Raw genomic sequence first — 23203 nt, forward strand, 5'->3', positions numbered from 1 at the left:
GCTTTACTCATACTACAGCCGAGGTTCAAACACAGCCCGAAGCGCATCCATTTCCTGAACAGCCCACTCAATAAGAGACTCCTTTTGCATCGCACTCAGCCCCTCAATGTGATCATCGATTGGCTGTGCGACCTTGATCCGACACGCTCGCTTGTCCGGAAGTTGCTCCCAGACCACGTTGTCCAACTCAGCCTCAATCACATCTTGGTCAGTTTTGAGTTCGGAATAGATGGCTTCGTTCCGTTCTTTGTCGCTCGTGTCGATGTAAAGTTCAACAGCCAACTCCGGCCCATGATGAAATGCCCAATTAAATGTGCAGCCACTTACTCCAGCACCGAACCCTAACCAACCCTGTGGTTGTGCCTTAACTCGATACCAACGCGGGTTTGCGTCTTCATACGCATCCGCCAGCTCCGAGAAGAAGTCCTTGTATGCTTGCTCTCGCGTAGTTAATGACTCTGAGTCCTGTAGTTTCCGTTCCCAATCGTTGGGTTCGACGACGACCATAAAATCGAACCCTAGTTGCTCAGCACCATTCAGACGCAGTACTCGTGGTTTCACACCGAAGAACATCGCACCTCCTGGAGCACTCGTGTTCAACCACTCAAGCACTGAGCGGTGTTCATCTCGAAATTCCTCTGCAAGCCAAATAACGAACTCTGCATCAATCCCGGCAGCATAGGTGAGAAGTTTCCCGAGATGATCGTGATCGGTGGTTCCAAACTGATTTTCGATGACGACCTTTCCATCAGTGTTCACCTCCGTCCCTGTGATGTCTGCGCTATATCCGCCGACAGCGTCCTCCCGTTCAATCTCATCGATTTCGATTCCGATTGCTCTCCCGAGTTGGTCGATATGCTCGACAATCCATGGTGTAAAATCGTGTTCCTCGTGATCCCAAATAGTGTTTGCACTGAGATATTCAACTGAATGTAGTTTCTGGGGAAACATATTCTATATCATTACAGACTGAATGTAAATGTTGATGCCCCGGTAGAGAACCAGCCGTAAGTAGTTTGACTGAATATAAAAATATTAATACAAATAAGTATTCAAACTTCACTTAGATGGATTCTGCAACTATCGCCGATGCTGTGTCCGCTCTTCAGGAAACCGTCGATGCATTTCTCGGTGAACTCGACGAGAGAAACATCCCCCCTAACAGGCTCGGTGAGATCATCGAAGGAAAAGAAGAATTCAATGGTACAGATATCCGGCAATTTCCAGAACGCTTTGTAGAAGACCACCTTATCTGGCCAGTTCTCAACATTCTCGGATACGAGGTCATCCCTCGGCCAAACTCCCCAGCAGGTGGTGACGATGAGTACCCAGACTTCCGAGTAGATAACCTCCCTGCAAATGTGATTGGCGAAAATAAGGCGGTCAACGATATCGATACCGCAAAAACGGAACTTCTGAGCTATCTTGACTCGGCTCGGCATGAATATGGGATCGCCACTGATGGGTTCGAATGGGGTTTATACGAACTCAAAGAACGAGACAACGGCCGTGTCACTCTCGACCCAGTCGTCGAATCACAAAGTCTGAAACCAGTCGTCCAATACGCCGCCCGTGAGAACGATATGGTCACCTATTCAGATCTCACCGGACTTCCCAACCCGGAAGGCGTCTTGGCGCGGTTCTTCCAGCAACTCGGCCATCACAACGTCCGACGAGCCACTGGTGGCCTCTCCCAGTTCCATGATCTCTATTCTGAGGTACTCATTGGTGAAGGTGACTACGACCACAATGGTGTCAATACTCCACTCGTTGACGCCGTTGATGCTCCAGGTGGTGCGACTGAAGCAGAGCGAACAGCATTCGCTGCACTCACACTTGACCGATTGGCGTTCATTCGACTGATGCGTGATCGCGATGTCCTAGAGATCGATCTCCACGACGAGTGGCGACAGAGCAACAACGGTCTGAATCGATTTCAGGGTTCGTTCTACAGTACATGTCTCCTAAGCTTGTTCTACGACGTATTGGCGAAACCATGGAAAGCCCGTAAGGACTTAGAGGCATTTGGCCGTCCACCTGAATTCGGTGGCGGACTCTTTGAACCGATACTCACTGGTGAATCCGAATACGACATCGACGACAGTGCAATGCAGGATGCATTGACTGCCCTGATTGAAGGCGAATCACGAACAGTAATCAACGAAGCAGCACGAGGATCCTTGCTTGAATCCTATCGACAGACAGATGACGTCGATCTCGCTGGCAAGATTGCTGAGTGGTATGCCGACTTGACGGGAGCGTACGAAGCCGAACGACAGTACGTTGAGGAGAACATCGAGCCGACATTGAGACGCTATTCAGAGTGATTTCGTTCGACAAACTGGGATTAATATAGACTGGTAAGTGAATACTCCAAGCACAGATGGGCCATGTCTACTACCACCATCCCGGTGACAAGCAATTCTCCCTCGACTTCGTGCATCCAGACCCTGCCGAAATCGTCTCGCAAATCATCGACTACGATGACGACGTCGCAGTAAAGGTCCAGGCGTACGATATCGCCGAAGAATTCTATGTCATCTATACGTCTCGTGTCGGCGGTGGACCAGTGCGTGAAATAGACTTCAATCTGCAAGCCTCACTCGCGGAAATGACTGATGAGAATAGCACCATCGTCGTGCGTCTGCTGGAAATCTACCGTGCCCTTATCGCGCAAAATGAGGAGGAAGAAGGAGTTCCTGTCGAGGCGTACAAGAATATCGATGTCGATGCACTACCGGATGTCTTCAACAGAACGTCGTGGGAGGGATCAGCAACGGACGTTGCTGGTCGACTCGCCTCCAACCTGATTCTGAAACACGCACTTCCGAACGCCAACCATCGAACCGCTGTCGCTTTGATTCAATTCTACCTTCGGCGGCTGAATGCGGACTTTACCATACCGGAAACATCTGTAGAGATTGATCCAGAAACATACGACTGGCGACAGTGGGTAAACGAGTACATCAACGAATCCAAGCGGCTCTTGACAGTTCGTCGGAAGAACGTCCTCTTCAAGCACCTGTACAGCTTCGGCGCAAGAACGCTTGAGCGGAAACACGATGTGAAAATTGAGTTGGCTGAATACGAGCTGGATATGTACCCGAGTGAAGCGAAAATGGTCTACGCAGAAAAGCACGAAGAGCTTTGGATCCAGTTTGTAGAGCAAGCTGTCGAACGCGCCGGCTACTCAGAACTAAAAGAGGCCCAAGCGCTATCGAAAGCAGACTTCGCCGAGAAGATACGAGATCTCGATTAGAACGCGTTAATCTTGGAGCGTGGCGACTGTTCGGCCTGTTTCCTCGGCCTCTTCACTGCGCGACATATTGTACGTCGCGAGTGCTTCGTCAACCGCCTGATCAAGATTCATTGGTCAACCTAATCTTGATCCTGCTTTCGTATAAACACTTGCATGGCTTCAGAAGGGTCTCACACATCCATACCTCTCCACTATTGGGACATCGAGATAACGAAGACGCACTCATTCTCCTCGGCTGGGAGTGGATTGAAACCCTCAAATCGAAAGACACGACGCAGAAAGCATATTCTGGCGAAGAACCGGCGAAATTCGCACATCTCGAAGCCCACCCCATGAATGAACTGCACAATCTGGGTCCGAACACCGCCCACCTGAAAAGCCCGAAAACCCGTTCAACCCTGGCGACCGGGTGGTGACAGCAGGTGACGATACCACCTCGGTTGCCGTGGTCGTCGAAGTGTGTGTCGGAGATCAATCTGAATGAGGAATGACGCATGAGCAATGACGGACTGACGGATTCCAGGGTTCTTTCTACTGTACGTGCCCCGAGCGCGAGACGTAATGAACTGCCGACTTAGGCCCGAACACCGCCTACCTGAATGTAGGTCTCACCAGTGCAGACCACCCTGTCGTGGGACCACGCCGGACCACTTCATTTCCACTCCTTGACCACATCGGAGTCGGCCTCTTTGATGTGACCACGTATCCGGGCAAGCATCTCTCCTCACCAGTCGGACAGCTCTTCGATTCTCGCATCAATGCGCTCGGAGGGAGACTTGTCGTTCTGTGAATCACTCTTTTTCATGTCGTGGGCGACGCCAAAGCCACATAGGTCTCTTCTGACATGATCAAAGACGAACGCTAGACTCTAAGAGATCTATGATCGCTAAGATTCTAACTCTAAGCAAAAGCTCAATATCACACTGGTAGCCAAGAAATGAACTAGTCAACCTTTCCTCACATTCCCCAACCCGACCCAAACTGTTTGTGAATCTCTCTCGTCTGATTGCTCGATGGTCGACGCACGCGAATATCACAAGCGGACGAATCATTCCCCCGAGAGTATCCGGAGCGATCGATTCTCACTGAACTTTTCGAATAAGCCACGTCCCTACAAAGTCTATGAAACGTTGTCACAGCGTTCGCTTCCGGGGTCGGCACGCTCGCCCGACGAACCTGCCTTATCAGCAATCACTACATCGACCGACACTCCGCGTCATAGCGCTCCATCCTCGCTTGATGCCCAAGCCGTTCACACCCTCTGTCACTACGCGACGGGGATCACAAAGGAGCTGGAGAGACAGGGCCAACGGATGCGGTTTCGCGCAGCCTCGTGTACAGGAAAGCTCTATCACGTCGACCTCTACGCTGTCACAGGTGACATCGACGGGCTCGTCCCCGGCGTCTATCACTTCGATCCGGATACTGAATCGTTCGACGTGCTTCGCGAGGGGGATTATCGTGGTGTTCTCGCTCGAGCGACGGGCAACCACGCGGCAGTCGCTGACGCCCCTGTGACGTTCGTTGCCACCTCAGAATGGTGGCGCAACGCCTGGAAGTACCGCGAGCGAACCTACCGCCACGCGTTCTGGGATTCAGGCACCGTTCTCGCTAACCTGTTGGCGGTCGCTCACGGAAGCGGTCATCGGGCGTCAGTCGTCACCGGATTCGCGGACCACATGATTGCTCGACTCCTCGGCGTCGACCCCGAAGACGAAGCTCCACTCGAACTCGTTCCTGTCGGTAGCGGAGACCCCGCTCCAGACCCTCTCTCCGTCACAAGTATCGAACCCAAGGAAAGGCCACTCTCACGGAATCCTGTCGAGTATCCGCTGGTAGCCGACGCTTGGGAGCAGAGTACGTTGGCGGACGGCGAGGCAGTGCAGGCCTGGCGCGAAGACTTTCAAGATGCGTCCAAGCAGGAGTTCGGACGCCACGATGTAGGTGATGGCGAATTGATTTCCCTTGATCCGGTCGATGCCGAGACGGCGTCAAGTCGTCCAGTGTGGTCTACAATTGAACGTCGGGGGTCACTTCGAGAATACAGCCACGACTCGATCAGTTCGCGGCAGTTCGCGACGATTCTCGACCGTGCGCTTCGTGGGATGCCCGCAGACTGTTTCGGTGGTGAGCGTATCGACGGTCTAGTCGATTGTTACTGTCTCATTCACGCTGTCGAGGATATTCCGACGGGGGCATATCAGTACCATCCGAACGCACAAACTCTCGAACGATTGGGTGATATCGACCGTCGAACTGCAGGGCATCTCGCGCTCGACCAGCCGGTCGTTGGCGACGCTGCGGTGAACGTTTATCTCATGGCGGATATCGACGCTATCGTCGAAGCGGCTGGGAATCGAGGGTATCGAGTGGCCCAATTAGAGGGCGGTATCGGATTAGGGCGGTTGTATCTCGCGACGTATGCACACCGTACGCTCGGTGGTCGCGGGTTCACCTTCTACGACGATCTCGTGACTGACTACTTCTCGCCTCGAGCGGCGAATCAGACGCCGATGACGCTGTTCGCGTTTGGAAAATCGGCGCAGTAGTAGGATTATGTTTTCGTTCGATGTCCCGTGGGTGGTATCAGTGCCTCTATTCATCGCTCCTGTTAAATCCTGTCTGCTCACTGGTCTCTTTCTTCGTTTACTCCTCCAACGAGCCATCACGTTCACTGAAACACGAATCAATTTCAGGAAGAATGGGGAACTGTCGATAATATGCGTAGTCAATGCTAAATTGCATACTAACTCGTATTCCTGCGTATCGGCGATACAAACGGACGAGGACCACCAGAAACTAATTTTGCATCCGAGTTCGCCGATCGACTGGAGAACCCCCCCCTGCCGACGAACGAGTCTACAGAATCGCCCTTGAACTTACCGACCCAACCCGTGTTGCCGAGGTTGCTGACCGAGTAGACTGTTCTGTGAATGCAGCCCGACGCCATCTCAAACGACTCGCTGACATCGGTCTCTTGACTCGTGTGACAGAGAACCCGGCGACGTACAAACGGAACGAAGCGTACTTCGAGTGGCAACGACTGAATCGATTAGCCGAGTTGAGCGAACAGGAGTACAAAACCCGACTTGGAGAATTGCTCGCCGAGAACGAAGAGTACAAACAGACTTACGATGTCGAAAACCCCGACGATATCGATCCCTTAGAGTATGCAGAATACGGGGATCCAGAAGAAGTCTGGTTAGATATCACCAATTGGGAAGCAGTCAGACAGGAGATTCATGATCTCCGTCGTGTCAACCGCGACAGTGCGACCGATGAAGGAGTCGTCTGAGTGTGGTTAACGGGAAGAAGAATCGGACACCAAACCGTGTTTTAATACGGGAAATCACATCGATTCTCGGTTCTGAGGAGTGAATCGCCCGAATTCGACTGTCATCTCGCTTCGTGACGAACACTATCCCAAGAGTGGAGATTTGTTATAACTCACCTTGAAGAGGCGTACTGTATCTGTATGCTGCATTTGTATACTACATCTGTATACAATATGCGGCCAGTCATATCCATGGCTGAAAACAAATCTCAGATATACTCTACTCTAACACAGTACGACCTCCCATTAGCCTACGAGGGTGGTATCGAGCTGTTCCGCTCGGATCAGGCGAAACTCCTCTTGGCGTGGCTTCGAATTCTCGAATCAGGCTCGAAGCGTGGCTGGGCAGCCGTCCTTGAGGAGGCTGGCTACTCGCTAGAGGAAGTTCGACACATTCTGGACCACGAAGTGTACCCCTCGAACATGCAGGCGTTCAGAGCGGAGCTGGAGGCCCTGGAGACGATCGGTGGGGTTCTCGAGTGTGTCTTTTCCCAATATGGGTACGATGGCTCATATGCCGACGTCCTTTTGACGACCATCCAATCCGTGCACAACTCGACGATTCAGACTAGAGGTGATCTGATTCGGTTCATCGAGACTGGTATCGATGAGGGCAGAGTGAACACCACGGGAAAGAAGACACCATCACGGACGTCCTGCAGGACACTCTCGGAGACGAGATCGGTCGCGAACTAGACTCCTACAGCTACCGCATCGAAACCGATGGTAAAGAAATCGATGTCTGGTTCCGGCATCGCGACTTGGTACCGGTATCTCAGTAATCAATTACCGATACGTCCACCGCAATGGGCGATAACGAACGCAAACCAACGTGGGCACAAATCCGAGATGCACTCGAAGTCGACGAGGATCGCCTACTCAGTGCGTGGCTCACGGGATGTTTTGTGAACCCGACGTAGGATGTCACACGAGCAAGCGATGTCGATGTTGTCCTCGCATTCGAGATCGACGAGGCCATAGACGAATTCGGCCTGCTTGGAACTCTCGGGCTGTGATCGGTTTCAGGAGTCGTACTGAATGCAAGGCGCAGATCTCGTAAACTAGCTCGATACCTCAGGTAGAGAGTTGGCGAGCGAGTTCTGATCGAACCCGGTCGTACTCTTCCTGGTCGAGAATCTCGAAGTACGCTTCTCCGATCGCAAGCACCGGTTGAGCAGGCAGCGCAACGTTTCCAATCGTCGGGTTGGTTTCGCTTCGCACGGGCATTCCCAGGTCCTCCCCATTTAGGGTAGCCGATCCGGCGACAATCGGATACATTTGACGTGGCATCAGAATGGTGCGGTGTCCGTTGGGGGCGGATCCAACGAATGTTACGTCTCCGACATCGAACACCCTGTCTGCAATGGGGGCGAGTGTCTGTGCTACTCCAGGAACACGCCACAAAAACACCGGGATACGAGCCCCGATGATGTTCATAATTCTCGTCGGCCAAGCGGCCTCAAGTTTGACAGTCAGAACGAAATCAGGATCGTCCATCTCCACACGGAGTTCCATCGGTCCAACCCATGTGAGTGTGATATTCGAAGATTCGACGTGATCGGTTGCCGCTCCGTAGTAACGAGGACAGGCGGTGTCGTGACGCGGCCCATCCACGTAAATCGACCATGTGCCATCCGGGGTTCGATGCCAAATCGTCTTGTAGGGCGCAAAATCATTCTCGGGAAACACACGGAGTGCGAGGACGTGACCGGTATCCAAGGGCAGGCCATAGATGCCGAAGCCACGCACGTGCTCATAGCCCGAAATGGGTGAAGGCTGGATCATCGGCCGTAACTGCTGTACTTTTGCTGCGACTCCATCCTCCCAAGTGCTTGCTTGACGATGATTTTCCTCACTGTTTGTCGAAGACATGAAAAAACCTACACACCGTACTCACACCCCATAAGGAAATAACGTTGTCTCCTCCTGTCAAGATCATCTAATCCCCGAGCCGTTACTGCCGGAAACTCGGCCTCGAATCACTCGAAGAATCTCGGTCTCACTGGTGTCCTCTGTCTACTGGCTGGAAGTATCGCACATTCTTCGTCTTTCGTCTTTACGGAGATACGAGGAGAAAGCCCCGTCCTTTAGGGCGGGGATGAATCCGACAATCGAATACACAATTTACTGCCAATAGCATAGCCGATATTGGATAGTTTTAATCCGTTGCAATCTCATTACACATGTAATGGTCTCGGTGACAGTAACCGCAAAATTCCATCAACCAACCCGGTCACGACGGCGAGAATGGCAAGACGCCATGCTCGTCTACCGCGACACCAAACAACAGTTGGTCAATGGATGGGACTCAGGCGAACTCGGAATGTCCGTGACCACAGCCAGCATTGACAACGGATTGTACTCGGCGGTTCAGAACCAAGCTATTCGAGAAGCAAAAGCCGAGTACAAGCGCGACGGATGGATGGACTACACTGCCGCCCAGCCGTTCGCCACGAACAACCAGAATTGGACGCTCGAAACGACCGATAACGGCTCGGTTGTAGTTGGCTTTCCCTGCATTTCGCAGTGGTGGCATACGCCGATTTGTGTCCATGACGAGATTCAAGAACCCCTCGAGCGGATTCTCGACGGCGAAGCGAAGAAATCTCGTCTACAGATCTACCGCCGTGGCGACAACTGGTTCTGCTCGTTCACCGTCGAATACGATACCATTCCTGACGGTGAAACGCCGATAGGCGTTGATATTGGCGAGAGGCACATTCTCGCCGTCCACGCCCTCGGGATGGATGAATCAATGCTGGTATCGGGAAAAGAGGCGCGATACGTCAGACGGAAATATCGTTCCCTTCGTGATTCGCTTTCAGAAGCGGGAGCACTTCGTGCTCGCAACCACGTTGGTAACAAAGAACACCGCCGTATCCGCGACCTCAATCACACCCTCTCACGTCGACTCATCGACTTTGCCGGCCAATTCGAGAATCCCGTGATTCGGATTGAAGCGCTCGAAGGTATTCGCGACTGCACCGGGTGGTCCGGTGTCCATTCGTGGCACTTCCACCAGCTTCAGACGTTCATCACCTACAAGGCTGAACAGGCCGGTATCCGGGTAGAAACGGTTGAGCCGGCCTATACCAGTCAAAACTGTTCTTCGTGTGGTGAACGCGGGTCACGGAACCACGACCATTTCAGCTGTTCGTCGTGTGGCTACGAACGCCATGCTGATTTGAACGCGGCGGCGAACATCGGGAAGCGAGAGGGGGAACCATGCACGGCGTAACAGTTCGGCTGACGCGAACCGTGCTCCCTTGCTGGTTGAACAGCCAGCCGTCATCGACGCCCATAGTTGGTGGGGAGGAAGGCCGCTTTGACACGGCTCTACGCGCTGTAACGCACACCGTCGGTCATAATTCGGTGGCTACCGCTGACGTTCCACGCGAAAGCGTCCTTGCGAACCGAGGAAACGCGCAACCTCAATATCCGCTTCGAGGAATCCTCGCGCTTTAGCGCGGGGAGGATGTCAATGCAGTACAGTATCTAGTATGTATACCGAGGCCGAGTTCACTCTCCCAATAGCATTAACCTACAGCAATGGGACTAGTTACTATGTCACACTTCACAGATGGACAGAAGCAACAACTCCATGCAGCGTTTAACCGGCAACTTGAGGTCGGCCTTCATCACGGTGCACAACTAGCGGTTTACGTGGACGGGGAACTTGCGGTTGATTTTGCCGGGGGAATAACTGGACCCGATGGCGAACCAACAACGTCAGAAACTCCGCATATCGTGTTCTCATGCACGAAGCCATACGTCGGTGTTGGACTGCACCAACTCGTTGAGCAAGGCAAAGCGAATTACGACGATCCAGTCGTTGATCACTGGCCAGAATTTGCAGACGAAGGGAGTCAAAAATCCGACATCACCCTTCGACACGTACTGAGCCACACCGCTGGAATACCGTACGGGGAGTTCGACGAGCGAGCCGATAAGTGGGGAGACTGGGATGCGGTTGTTCAAGCAATGGAAGACATCGACCCGATTTTCGATCCTGGTGAACAACCAGCGTATCATACATTCAACTATGGCTGGTTGGTTGGCGAACTCATTCACCGAATCAGCGGACAACACGTCGATAAGTATATCGCTCAAAACGTGTTTGAGCCCCTGGATATGAACGATACCAGCCTCGGACTCAACGAGGATGAAGAGGATACTGTCGCCACGCTAACTGGCTTCGAAGTGTTTGACCGGTGCCGTGATCCGGGAGAAGGGCTGGGGATATCAGCTAGTGAGTCAGCAGAAGCGTTCAATCAGGAGGCCGTTCATCGGGCAGTAATCCCAGCTGCAAACGGTATCGGAACAGCACGGGATATGGCACGGTTCTACGCTTGTATCGCGAACGGAGGTGAGCTTGCTGGAAACCGAATTTTGAGCACAGATACTGTAGAAAAAGCGACTCAAACCCACGCTGAGACCGAATCTGACGGGACGCTTTCGCGACCAGCTCGCTATGCGCTTGGCTTCTGGACGGGCGGCTTAGCTAATGATATGTTCGGCACTGTCAGCACCGAACGAATGTTTGGCCATGCCGGACTTGGAAGTATCTTTGGTTGGGGTGATCCAGAATACAGTATCGGGTTTGCTTATGTGACCAATGGCATCCGCGAAGAGTCATACGAGCATGCCGCACGGGTGAATGCGATTTCCGATGCCGTGCGATTGCTCATTCAGCAGTAAGCGTCCTTTATCTGTTTCATAGAGCGCTGGTATCTTCTGTTGGGAATTTTCTTGTCGTTCAACTCGATTATGCTGTTTACACGTAAGTTCGATGGGCTTGTCACCGTACTGTGGTCTGACCGTGACGAAGGGATGTCTAATACGCGGCGCTGGACGATACAGGGATGATCCGCTTTGTCAGCTGATCGGATTGAGACGGCACAGAACCGCGCACAGGTCGAACAATTTGCCTTCGACGTCGATGGCCCCGGACTCATTGAACTCACCAACCAGAGCCACGAGAACCCAGCAGCCCACCAGTACACAGTTGCCATCGACGACGTGACTGACGAACTGGTGGCCTGTACGTGTCCGCATCACGTTCATCGGAGCGCGTTTTGCAAGCACATGGCTGCAGTCGAAACCGCACCCGACGACGGGACGCTCGACGCCTTCCCCTCCGAGGACGACAACGATTCCGAACCGGAAGGCTGTGACTGCGACGGTCTCAATGGCTTCCCATGCTGGCCATGCGTGCGAACGGAACGGAAAGAACTGCCGAACTAACCTCGTTTCACTCCAAGACTATTTCTACGACCTCGGTTTGTGATCGTCTCATTACCAGTGACCCATTCTCACTGAGACTACTCTTTTCCTTCTATAGCTCATTTCCATCTTGTATGAGCAAAGCCTGTACGTACTGTACGAGAGATGTTCAGCCTGCCGGCTCGATGTTCTGGTTGAGGTGAAACACGTTATTGGGGTCGTATTCGGCTTTGATCTCGGCGAGTCGCTGGTAGGTATGCTCATCATAAGCTTCGCGGACCCGTCGTGTGTCGTCGTCGACGTCAAGGAAGTTCACGTAGACGCCCTCTCGATAGGGCTTGAGGGCATCGAAGAATCGACGGACCCACGCGGTCTCCGACTCGGCGAAATCTTCGTCGGGACGCCACACGCCATTGATGTTGATATTATGTGGTGCGTTCCGACCGGTGTAGGCGGTGGCGTCGCCAGGGACGCGGCTCACCGCTCCGCCTAAGTGGAATAGCACCGCGTATGAGCGGGGTGACTTCGTCGAGAAGGCGTGATCGACGAGAACGTCAATCAAGTCGTCGGACAGCTCAGGTAGGTCGGTCGACTTCCAATAGTAGTGCCATCCATGGAGAACGGTGCTGTCGAGCCCGCTCTGGTGCGCCACATACGGCTTGGGGGAGACCAAGTCGAGAAGCGGTGTGCCGTGCTCGCGCAGCGGGCGGAGGACGCTCTCACCTTCTTCAACCGGACCTGCGTAGCAGGCGTTGATGGCCACGGCGGGTCGCCAGTGAAGCTCCTCGGGGACGACCGAGAGGGGAGGGATGGTTCCCAACCTGACGACGGTGCCAAGCTCGTCGGGAGCATCCCGAACGAAGTCGCGGTAGAAGCGCAGCGCGGCAGCGGTGTCGTCCGTCGACCAGAACACTGGGCCGGCGAGCACAGTGGGACCGACAGGGTGGAGGGCGAACTCGAAGGAGGTCACGATCCCGAAGTTTCCACCACCGCCCCGCAACGCCCAAAACAGCTCGGAGTGCTCGTCTTCCGAGGCACGGATGAACTCGCCATCGGCGGTTACCATATCGGCGGAGAGCAGGTTGTCGACAGTGAGGCCATGCTTGCGCATCAGCCAGCCGATCCCCCCGCCGAGGGTAAGCCCGGCGACGCCGGTGTGGCTGACGATGCCGCCCGGGGTCGCAAGTCCGTGAGCCTGGGCCTCATGATCAACGTCGCCCCACAGGGCGCCACCCTGCACTCGGGCTATCCGTGCGAGAGGGTCGATCCACACGGCTCGCATCGCAGAGAGATCAATGACGATACCGTTGTCGCAGACGGCGGTGCCGGCGACGTTATGACCGCCGCCGCGCACTGCGATCTCGAGGTCGTACTCCCGTGCGAAATTTACAGCTACAATCACGTCTGTAGTGCCTGAACACTGGACGATGAGTGCTGGGTGACGATCGATCATCCCGTTCCAGACGCCCCGGGCCTCGTCATAGTCCTCGTCGGTGGGCCGAATCAGGGTGCCCCGAAGCGTTTCTCGAAGGTCTTCAACGGCTGTTTGGTCAGCGTCTCTTACCGTTGGTGTCATTACAGTCTCCGTTTTGCATCTCCCTCGTTACCTCTTCATCCTTGACGCAGAGTACGGAGAGTGCTACTTGTGTTACGACCCGGCCCATGTTAACTATTGTCACAATGGCGATCTGCTGGATGCATCCTCTATATCTATCACTCCCTTCTAACAAACGACTGAAAGACGACACTAAATTTCGTTCTCCTCCTGCATGGGTGTCAGTGCAAAAGTCGCTTCAGTGATTTTCAGTCACCGGCGATATCCAATACAACCTTGCCAGTGAGTCCGCTTCCTTCGACCATCTCGTGTGCCTTCGCCACCTCCTCCAAGGGAAGAACTGAATCGATAACTGGTTCGAGCTGACCACGCTCAGCGAGCCGTCGTAATCCCTCGAGTGGCCGTCGACTACGCTCAAGGAACAGCATCTCAATTGAGAGGTTCTTCTGGTATGCATTCCCCCATTCACCCTCCGGTTCGAGAATGGTAACCAGTTGACCATGCGGCTTCGTAATGCCGGTGCTTTCGACCAGCGTATCACCCCCGACAGTGTCGAAGACGAGATCAACATGTTCATCGAACTCTGACTCAATTACGTCGGTAAATTCCTCGGATTTGTAGTCGATTGCGCGAGCCGCACCGAGATTTTCGGTCTGTTCAACCATCTCAGGGCTCGCTGTTGCGATGACCTGTGCTCCGGCAGCGTGCGCGATCTGTACTGCGTGGGCACCGACACCGCCGGTGCCGTGGATCAGTGCTGTCTCACCAGCCGCCACATTGCCCCGCGTGATGATTGCCTCCCATGCGGTTCCACCAGCGAGCGGGAGCGCCGCTGCTTCGGTGTGGGAAAGATTTGTAGGCTTCTGAGCGACGATTGACTCATCAGCGACGTGGTATTCGGCGTAACTCCCCTGGTTGCCGAAGATCTCCGGTGTGTAGAACACTTCGTCACCAGGTTCGAAGTCCATGACAGCTTCGCCCACAGCTTCGACAACCCCGGAGACATCGTACCCAATGACTGTTGGCGGGGAAATACCAGCCCATGATCCAGCTTGGCGAATCTTGTAGTCGACAGGATTGACTGACGACGCATGCACCCGAACCAAGACTTCGGTCGGTCCAGGAGATGGCTTTTCGACATCGCGGTCTTCGAATACGTCGGTACCACCGAAGTCTGTGATAACCATTGCGTCCATACCCAACAGTACCACCGCTACTGGAGTATAGATTGTGTCCACTGGGCTGGTACTGGGAAGCCCGAATTAAGTCGCAGGTTGTTTGGCGGGGAGGCGAACCGCAATAAATTGCATCAATCAGAAGTAGCTAATATTTCAATCAACAGTCGATGATAACGCGCTTGGACGAGTCATGTCTGTCCGAACAGAACCAGCACTGGTCTACCTGAATAGATTGGAAAGACCATGAGTACGAAACGCCTACGAAACTTGAAGCTGACGAGACGGCACAGAAACGCGCACAGGCCGAGCAATTCGCCTTCGACGTCGATGCCCCCGGAATAGTTGCTCTGATTTATCACAAAGTAAGCTGCGTACTACTATTCACTGATTTCCTCTATTCTTCTGGAATCCACCAGATAACCACCCGCGGACTCAATTTCCGCTGTTCCATCTCAACCGTATCCGTGACCCACCGAGCGATCACTGCCGGGAAATTTGACTCGTGTATCGCGGTCAGGATATCGTCGTCAGTTGTTTCCTCTGCAAATTGTCCACTAGTATCGCGTTCTCTCGTTTTTACGGGCGGTCAGGTGTATATAATGATTCTGACATTCCTTATCCGGCCGTTCCGATCAGTCTCCTGCCTCAGTTGAGATCAGTTCGATGCCGTCGGCCGGCACCGCGGCGGTCGATTCGAACCACTCCTCTACGTCGAGAGCAGCCATGCTGCCCATGCCGGCGGCCGTGACCGCTTGCTGGTAGTCGCGATCCATCACGTCACCCGCTGCGAAGACCCCGTCGGCAGCCGTTGCCGTCGTCGCCCACGCCTCGTCGTCAGCTGTCCGGACGTAACCATCCTCGTCGAGCTCAACCGGCGTGTCCCGCAGGAAATCGGTGTTCGGCTCGTGGCCGATGGCGTAGAACACGCCGCCGACGTCGACCTCCTCGATTTCGACATTCTCATCAGCCTCGTATTTCTCTCGGGGGTACCCGTCAGGATGGGAGACAAGCGTCACGCCGGTTACGCCTTCGTCACGCGAGCCGTCGATGGCCACGAGTTCCGTGTTCCAAGCAAACTCGACGGCCTCGTGGTTGCGGGCGCGCTCGACCATGATCTCCGAGGCCCGGAACTCGTCGCGGCGGTGAACGACCGTCACGGAGTCAGCGAACTTCGCGAGGAAAAGCGCCTCCTCCATCGCGCTGTCGCCCCCACCGACGACGAGCACGTCATCGCCGCGGTGAAACGCCCCGTCGCAGGTAGCACAGGTTGAAAGTCCGTAGCCCATCAACTCGTCCTCGCCGTCGGCGCCGACCCAACGAGCACTTGCGCCGGTCGCGACGATCAGTGCGCGCGTCCGGAGCGTCTCGCCGGTCGATAGCGACAGCTCGAGCGGTCGCCCGTCTAGGTCGGCGGATTCGATGCTACCGTGTTGAAACTCGGCGCCGAACTGCTCGGCCTGCCCTTTCCCGCGCTGGATCAGCTCCATCCCGCCGACACCGTCGGGGAATCCGAGGTAGTTTTCGACGTCGGTTGTTAGCGTGAGCTGGCCACCTGGTTCGTCACCCTCGAGCACGAGTGGGTCTAGGTCGGCGCGCGCGGCATAGACGGCCGCCGAAAGGCCGGCGACTCCCGATCCCGCGATCACGAGTTCGACTGTGTCGCCGCTCATCTACTCGGTATACCCCTCGATCAGCCCGCGCAGTTGGTCCTCGCCTCGGACCCCGACCACTTCCTCGACCTGGTCGCCGTCGGCGAACAGGACCAACGTCGGGACGCCCCGGACGCCGTACGCGCCGGCTAGTTGCTGGTTGGTATCGACGTCGACCTTCGCAACGACGGCCTCTGTCTCAGCAGCGATTGTTTCGACGACCGGCTCGAGCATCTGGCATGGCCCACACCAGTCGGCGTAGAAGTCCGTGAGCACGACATCATTGTCTGCGACAGTAGTCTCGAGATCTACCTGGCCGTCGATGTGAATCGGTTCGGTAGGCACCTTTGAACCTGCTTCAGTAGTCTCAGTTGTCATCACGCTCTAGTAGTGGCTACAGTAGTTTATAGTTTTGGGGATAGTATACAATACCGTCTGTTCGACCATTTTCGCGGGTTTCTCCTCGAACATGGCCCAGACGTCGATGTCAAGAAGATGCTGAACCTCTCACCCCCGAGAGCGTATATCGTTTGTTCGACCACGTCGTCGAATGCGCCGTCCTTCTGCTATTTCATCGTATATTCCCATAGGATAATAGCTTGTTATCGTTGCCGTGGCGTCGCCGCCAACTACGATGAACGTATCTTCCATGGGAATTGATAGAGCCGACCCGCATCAAAGTATTGCTTATGTCTCGCAAGATTGTGGGATAAGAGAAGGTTGATCGTACTTTCTGAAGCAGTGGGATTGCCTGCTAAGTTAGATAAGAACGATAACGATTGGGTCACAATCGGCTTGCGAAGACAAGCTTCCCATCATCAGTCTGGCTAAGCAATTCAGGGGCCCCTGCTCGTTGGGGGTAGTCTGTTGCAAACTCCTCCCAGACGTGTTCATGCTCGGCAGTATAGTACGCCCACGGATCGTCAACATCGGGCGGATACGTCTCGAACGGGATGATAACATCGCTTTTCCTGCGGACGCCAGTAGCGCCTAAAGATTGAAGAAACGAAAAGAGGGCTGCTTTCTGTCGAACCGTGAGAATCCGCTTTGAGTCACGAATGTACTCGTTTGCCCACGTTGCCCAGTCGTCTCCATGGTTCGTTTGGGGAACGTCCGAAAACGTCTGAAACGTCCGAGTGTACAATTCGAAAAATGCGATCGGTCTTTCAATCGAATCGTCCGAATTCTCTCGTCATCTCGCTTCGTGACGAACACTATCCCAGGAATGGTGATCTGTTATAACCCTCCTTGAAAAGGTATGTTATATCTGCATACCGAATCTGTATGCTGTATCCGTATACAATATACGAACAACCATATCCTCATGGCTGAAAACAACCTCAGATATATCTACTCTAACCCAATTTGGACGAGTAAGTGTTTGTCAACTTCCCGTCGATCAAATCGACTCACAGGCAATTCCGTCATCGTCAGCATCGAGCCGATACGGATCACTCGGATCTTGATCGAGGACGGCTTGTGCCTGCTCATGTGAGTCGAAATCACTGCAATCGTAATCTCCATCTGCTGGCGGTGGCGGAACGTTGACTCCGCTCGCACTTGCCGGTGTTCCAACCGTCGACGTCGGCGTTACAGTAGCTCCTTCAAATTTCCAGACTCCAACGTGGTTGCGTTGCGCTCGGGCTTCAGCACGCTCGAACGCACCCCTTTTCGAGAACGAACTGTCATACAACCGTGCGTAGCCATCCGTCAACAGCTGTCGATTGAAGTTCGTACCATCCACGTAGACATAAACCAAGAGTCGGCCGAAACTCCCTCGACGATCTGCCTGAGGATCCGTTTCGATGCGAACTGTCTTCCCGTCTAATTTATTAGTCGCAAATTGACTCGCACGCTCGCCCCACTCATAGAGGTGATCTCTACCAGCCGTCGAATCCGGAATTCCTTCGAATTTAGATGGGTTTACTCGACTAAGGGTCGTCTCGGGTGTATCAACTCCCAAAAGGCGTATCGTATCCGTTTCACCGTTCGGGAACTGGACCTCCATCGTATCTCCATCGATTACTCTCGTGACAGAAACTGTCCACTTGGTTCCGCTCGCTGGCCCATGGGCGGATCGCGTACGAGCAGGTCGTGGTGATGATTGAGCGGCAGTCGTTGTCATCACACTCGATGTTGTGGCTATCGTTTGAGTGTTCGTCATCTGCTCCGTTGCTGTCGTTACCTGTGTTGTTGCTGGCGATGTCGTGGTTGTTTCCATTGACGTTGTTGCAACCCCCTGGTCACTCATCTTCCCTTGTTGTGGTCCCGTTGATTCGGCTTCTGGGAGCATAGCACCTGAAACGATTACCCCACTGAGCACGATGCCGATCACAACGAGAGTGGAAAACTCTCGCCCTGTGAACGAGCTGACTTTCCATCGAACGGGCGGGATTGCAAACAGTCCGACGGCAATCATGAGAATTCCACTACTAACCGATCGGAGTACATCCGACTCAGGAACGAGAGTCAAGCCTAGTCCACTGAGAATGAATAGAATTCCAAACGTCCAGGGGATCACTGTGAGGTACCGTTTCCAGCGTCTCCTTTGCTTGTCACTCATAGCTGGTAGCTACACTAGTTAGATACTAAACATAATAAACTAGATGGGTGGTCATCTCTCCCCTGAAATACCCGAAAAGCTCGTAATCGCTACTAAGGTACCCATTGTTGCTTGTTCTCTGAGATCCACCAGATAACCACCCGTGGACTCAATTACCCACGTTCTAGCTCACCAAGCCGCTGATGCACTACCCGCCTCATTGAAACCGTATCTACGCCCCACCGAGCGGTGACAGTGGGAGACGTTGCTAGTACATCAAGAATATCGCTGCCGTGTCATTCGACAACATGGGACTTATTATATTGCACCTTTTGTAATGTACAAACAACAAAATTCTAAGTATAGATGAGTCGTAATTATTCCCGATGAATCAATGATACGATCTGGAGTAGATATCGGTGGTACGTTCACAGACGTTATCATCTTTAACGACGAGACTGGAGAGATTGAAATAGCGAAAACCCCATCAACACCTGCAAATCCAGCAGAGGGAGTCATAGATGGCTTGACAAAGGTTGAAACAGGTATTGGAGAATTGGAATTTTTCTCCCATGGTTCAACGGTCGGTACCAATGCTCTCATCGAACGTGAACTCCCTCGAATCGGGTTGATCACGACTGAAGGTTTTCGTGACGTTCATGAAATTCGTGATGCGACGAAGGACGAACTGTGGGATGCGTATAAGGACGTTGCTGATCCATATGTTCAGCGACGCGATCGGCTCGAGGTTTCCGAACGGATTGATACAGACGGAAACGTCGTTACTCCACTTGATGAGGAGACAGTTCGCGAAGTAACTCGTATCTTCAAGAAACGTGGTATCGACACTATCGCTGTATCGTTGATCAACGCCTACGTCAACGGTGAACACGAAAAACGGGTCGCTGAGATCGTCGAACAGGAATATCCCAGCGCGTTCGTCTGTACCTCCCATGAAATCCTTCCGGAGATGTTCGAACACGAACGAACCAGCACAACAATCATCAATGCAGCGTTGGTTCCGGTCGTCCGTGAGTACTTGATCGATCTCTCGAAGAAACTCAGCGAGCGAGATTACAACGGTGACGTTCTTGCTATGCACTCTGGCGGAGGGGTAATGACAACAGAGGCGATCGCCTACTATGCTGCACGTATCGCCAATTCAGGGCCGACTGCAGGCGCGATTGCGAGTCAGTACATTGCCGAACAATGTGGTTTCGAGAACGCAATCGGCTTCGACATGGGTGGAACCAGCGCTGACGTCTCGCTCACTTTTCAGGGCAATATCGAGATGACCGATGAATGGTCTGTCGAATATGGTTATCCGATCATGTTCCCGTCGACAGATATCGAAACTATCGGCGCTGGTGGTGGCTCGATCGCCTGGATTGACGATGGTGGTTCCTTACGCGTGGGACCGAAGAGCCAAGGGGCAGATCCCGGCCCTGCATGCTATCTCCGAGGTGGGGATAAGCCCACTACGACCGATGCCAACGTCGTTCTGGGTTGGGTCAATCCAGACAAATTCCTTGGTGGAGATATGGATGCCACTGCTGATCCGGCTCGTGAGGTAATCGAACGTGACATCGCCGAACCGCTAGGGCTGGATCTCATCGAAGCTGCCTCCTCTATTGAGCAAATCGCTGTCGCCAATATGTGTAACGCCGTTCGTCTGGTTTCAACGAGCAAGGGATACGATCCTCGTGATTTCGCCTTGGTTGCCTTCGGCGGTGCTGGTCCAATGCATGCTGCCCACGTTGCAAAGGAAATGAGCATTCCGAAGGTCATTGTGCCTCCCTATCCGGGAATTAACTCAGCACTCGGCTGTCTGCTAGTCGATGTTGAACACGACCTCTCACAAACGTTCATCGCCAACGCGTCAGGGGGCGTCGTAGATGATATTGAGGATACCTTTGCAGAGATGGAGAGCGAGATTCACGGGCGTCTTGCAAAGGAAGGTATCGACGATGAACAAATGCGAATGGAATACGAGGTAAAGATGCGGTATGTCGGTCAGTGGCGTTCGTTGGAAGTGACCTGTTCACGACCAATCGATAGCATCGAATCAATCAGAGAACGGTTCCATCGCCAGCACGAACAGACCTACGCCTACTCTGATGAAGATCAACCCGTCGAGATATATGGCCTCCACGTCACTGGCAAAGGTGTCGTCGAGAAACCTTCGTTCCCAGAAATCGATCGAGGTGATTCTACTAATGCCCTTCAGAACACTCGTGAAGCGTACTTCACAGAAATCGGAGAATATGTAGATACGGCCGTCTATGACCGCACAGCGCTTGGTTCAGGTGCTACCTTCGATGGACCCGCGATTGTCGAACAGATGGACTCGACCGTCGTAATTCCACCTCAGATGACAGCCGAAGTCGACGAAACTGGAAACATCATCATTACCGTCTAACCATGTCCGATACACAACCACAACAGGATATAGACCTCGATCCAGTTACGTTCGAGGTACTCCGTAGCTCGTTCACGAACCTCGTTGACCGAATGGCCGAACAAATACAGCGAACCTGCTATTCGTTCGTCATTTACAACCGCGACTTCAGCAATTGCTTGAACGATGCAGAGGGCAATACAGTGATGCAAGGCTCACAAGACATCGCTGTTCACGTTGGTACCCTTCATTACACCTGCAAGGAAACCCTCGAGTACTTCGAGGGGGACATCAATCCGGGCGACGTCTACATTGTCAACGATCCGTATCTCGGTGGAACCCATATCAACGACGTCCGCATTATGCGCCCCGTGTTCCACGACGGCGAACTCATCGCCGTTACCCAATCGAATGGTCACTGGGCTGACGTTGGTGGGCCGGCTCCCGGTTCGTTCAACATTAGTGCAAACGACCATTTTGCTGAAGGGCTGCGCATTCCACCATTGAAAATTTGGGACCGTGGAGAATTCCGAGACGATGTCGCGAACCTCCTCACGACCAATATGCGTCTTTCAGAGGATCGAATGGGCGATATGCGGGCACAAGCCGAAGCGACACGAATCGCTGAAGAACGCCTCCTCGAACTTGTTGAGAAGTATGGTGTCGATACGGTGATGACTGCATTTGATGAGTCGAAAGACTACGTTGAGCGCATGATGCGCAAGCAGATTGATGACTTACCCGATGGCACTTGGCACACTCAAGACTACATCGATGCTGACCCCAACAAAGGAGAGGGATTCGTCACTGTTGACGTCAAAATGACTATCGACGGAGACGAAGTCCATTACGATCTTTCGGGGTCGGACGAATACATTGGTAACTTCCTGAATTCGACGTTTGGAACCTCCTTTTCGGCAGTCATCGCTGGAACGAAGATGTTTTTCCCAGACGTGCCACTGAACTCGGGAATGTATCGAGTCGTCAGTGCTGAACTCCCGGAAGGAACAGTGGTAAATGCACCAGAGCCAGTTCCCGTCACAGGATCAGTCGCTGGTGCTTATGAGAAAGTAATGAATGCCATCTTCGAGTTGTGGTCAGAGGTCTTGCCTGAGCGAGCAATGGCTTGTGCATTCAACCTCGAGTATCTCCTTGCAGGTGGGCAAGATCAACGGCCGGGTCGAGACGGTAAAGAGTTCGCTTGGTACGATTGGATGGCCGGTGGGTGGGGAGGTCGTGATGGTAAAGACGGCGCTACTGCTACAGCGCCAGTGTTTGGTGCTGGCCTTGCCGTCCAATCTTTGGAGGGTCAAGAGCGCGACACACCGCTTTTGACGAGTGAACATTCCATTGTAACTGATTCTGCTGGGCCAGGGGAGTACCGCGGTGGGTTCGGTGTTCGAAAAGGTGGCGATATCTTAGAATGTGAAAATAGTGTTATATCGTACTGCTCGGATCGTGCCCGGTCTATCACCTGGGGAATCAACGGTGGTCTTCCAGGAATCCCTCACGGTGTTACTCTCACAAAAGATGGGGAGTCCGAGGAGATGGGTACGGTCTTCTCTAGTGTTCCCATCGAAGAAGGCAACGAATTTGTCCGTCCCTCCTCAGGGGGTGGTGGATTTGGCGACCCCCTCGACCGAAACCCCCAGGATGTGTTGGTAGACGTCGAGGATGACTACGTGTCTGTCGAGCGTGCAGCCAAGGACTATGGTGTCGTCATTGAGGAGATAGACCCCGATTTGTGTGAATACGAAGTCGACCAAGAAGCAACGGAACAAAAGCGCGATTATATCCGCGAAAATCGGAGAGAGTGGTTAGGCGAGGACCCCGAGATAGTTGCTAAGCGCTACAATGAGGGAGAACTTGATACGCTAGATCTTATCCGACGCTACGGCGTCATCCTCGATTGGTCCAGCGGTGAACTGCTAGAGCAAACGACTGAGGATTTCCGAGAGATGCTTGGTGAACGCGCTGTTAGCGAGTGGTCGTAGCTTCCAGCCTGCGGCTCACCTACTGTTCTATAGAATTAGTGTCACGGCTCGATTCTCTTTATAAATCCAAC

General features: G+C 53.5%; 17 protein-coding genes. 10 read left to right on the forward strand and 7 right to left on the reverse strand.

The annotated features are described in order from the left end of the window. Positions 1–12 precede the first annotated feature (12 nt). Positions 13–951, reverse strand: a complete 939-nt coding sequence (locus tag NKF25_RS14950) for a DUF4268 domain-containing protein (RefSeq protein ID WP_253227452.1) — start codon at positions 949–951, stop codon at positions 13–15. 116 nt (positions 952–1067) lie between these two features. Here NKF25_RS14950 and NKF25_RS14955 point away from each other — a divergent pair, with 116 nt between their 5' ends. The 5 genes from NKF25_RS14955 to NKF25_RS14975 all read left to right on the forward strand — a co-directional run bounded on the left by NKF25_RS14955 (position 1068) and on the right by NKF25_RS14975 (position 7289). Beyond that, positions 1068–2327 (forward strand): hypothetical protein, encoded by a 1260-nt coding sequence (locus NKF25_RS14955; protein WP_253227453.1) that lies wholly within the window; start codon positions 1068–1070, stop codon positions 2325–2327. A 56-nt stretch (positions 2328–2383) separates the two neighbouring features. Next, positions 2384–3259 (forward strand): hypothetical protein, encoded by an 876-nt coding sequence (locus NKF25_RS14960; protein ID WP_253227454.1) that lies wholly within the window; start codon positions 2384–2386, stop codon positions 3257–3259. Between the two features lie 1013 nt (positions 3260–4272). Next, positions 4273–5808, forward strand: coding sequence for a SagB family peptide dehydrogenase (locus tag NKF25_RS14965; protein WP_253227455.1), 1536 nt, complete (start codon positions 4273–4275; stop codon positions 5806–5808). 512 nt (positions 5809–6320) lie between these two features. Further along, entirely contained in the window at positions 6321–6554 is a 234-nt protein-coding gene (locus tag NKF25_RS14970; RefSeq protein ID WP_253227456.1) for a hypothetical protein, read from the forward strand. Between the two features lie 231 nt (positions 6555–6785). Further along, entirely contained in the window at positions 6786–7289 is a 504-nt protein-coding gene (locus tag NKF25_RS14975; RefSeq protein ID WP_253227457.1) for a hypothetical protein, read from the forward strand. A 378-nt stretch (positions 7290–7667) separates the two neighbouring features. Here the strand turns inward: NKF25_RS14975 and NKF25_RS14980 are convergent, their stop codons facing one another. Next, on the reverse strand, positions 7668–8465 hold the full coding sequence (locus NKF25_RS14980; RefSeq protein WP_253227458.1) for a hypothetical protein: 798 nt from the start codon (positions 8463–8465) through the stop codon (positions 7668–7670). A gap of 316 nt (positions 8466–8781) precedes the next feature. On the opposite strand from NKF25_RS14980, the gene NKF25_RS14985 reads away from it, so the two are divergent. The 3 genes from NKF25_RS14985 (at position 8782) to NKF25_RS14995 (ending at position 11837) form a co-directional block, all read left to right on the forward strand. Further along, positions 8782–9831 carry a transposase gene (locus tag NKF25_RS14985; RefSeq protein WP_253227459.1) on the forward strand — a complete coding sequence of 350 codons (1050 nt, stop codon included), beginning with the start codon at positions 8782–8784 and terminating at the stop codon, positions 9829–9831. 326 nt (positions 9832–10157) lie between these two features. Next, positions 10158–11291 (forward strand): serine hydrolase domain-containing protein, encoded by a 1134-nt coding sequence (locus NKF25_RS14990; RefSeq protein ID WP_253227460.1) that lies wholly within the window; start codon positions 10158–10160, stop codon positions 11289–11291. A gap of 174 nt (positions 11292–11465) precedes the next feature. Further along, positions 11466–11837: an SWIM zinc finger family protein gene (locus NKF25_RS14995; protein ID WP_253227461.1), complete on the forward strand. Its 372-nt coding sequence runs from the start codon at positions 11466–11468 to the stop codon at positions 11835–11837. 148 nt (positions 11838–11985) lie between these two features. Here the strand turns inward: NKF25_RS14995 and NKF25_RS15000 are convergent, their stop codons facing one another. The 5 genes from NKF25_RS15000 to NKF25_RS15020 all read right to left on the reverse strand — a co-directional run bounded on the left by NKF25_RS15000 (position 11986) and on the right by NKF25_RS15020 (position 18206). Further along, positions 11986–13392, reverse strand: a complete 1407-nt coding sequence (locus NKF25_RS15000) for an FAD-binding oxidoreductase (protein ID WP_253227462.1) — start codon at positions 13390–13392, stop codon at positions 11986–11988. Positions 13393–13619: 227 nt separating this feature from the next. Next, the gene (locus NKF25_RS15005) at positions 13620–14567 is read right to left on the reverse strand and encodes a zinc-binding dehydrogenase (protein WP_253227463.1); all 948 of its coding nucleotides are present in this window, start codon (positions 14565–14567) and stop codon (positions 13620–13622) included. A gap of 614 nt (positions 14568–15181) precedes the next feature. Beyond that, on the reverse strand, positions 15182–16219 hold the full coding sequence (locus tag NKF25_RS15010; RefSeq protein ID WP_253227464.1) for an FAD-dependent oxidoreductase: 1038 nt from the start codon (positions 16217–16219) through the stop codon (positions 15182–15184). After that, positions 16220–16576 carry a thioredoxin gene (gene trxA / locus NKF25_RS15015; RefSeq protein ID WP_253227465.1) on the reverse strand — a complete coding sequence of 119 codons (357 nt, stop codon included), beginning with the start codon at positions 16574–16576 and terminating at the stop codon, positions 16220–16222. Positions 16577–17597: 1021 nt separating this feature from the next. After that, on the reverse strand, positions 17598–18206 hold the full coding sequence (locus NKF25_RS15020) for a thermonuclease family protein (protein WP_253227466.1): 609 nt from the start codon (positions 18204–18206) through the stop codon (positions 17598–17600). 928 nt (positions 18207–19134) lie between these two features. On the opposite strand from NKF25_RS15020, the gene NKF25_RS15025 reads away from it, so the two are divergent. Both NKF25_RS15025 and NKF25_RS15030 read left to right on the forward strand, forming a co-directional pair. Further along, positions 19135–21159 (forward strand): hydantoinase/oxoprolinase family protein, encoded by a 2025-nt coding sequence (locus NKF25_RS15025; protein ID WP_253227467.1) that lies wholly within the window; start codon positions 19135–19137, stop codon positions 21157–21159. A gap of 2 nt (positions 21160–21161) precedes the next feature. Beyond that, complete coding sequence (locus tag NKF25_RS15030; protein WP_256490541.1) at positions 21162–23132, forward strand: hydantoinase B/oxoprolinase family protein; 1971 nt, start codon at positions 21162–21164, stop codon at positions 23130–23132. Positions 23133–23203 lie beyond the last annotated feature (71 nt).

This window comes from Haladaptatus sp. AB643 (assembly GCF_024136975.1).
In the GTDB taxonomy this organism is placed as follows: domain Archaea; phylum Halobacteriota; class Halobacteria; order Halobacteriales; family Haladaptataceae; genus Haladaptatus.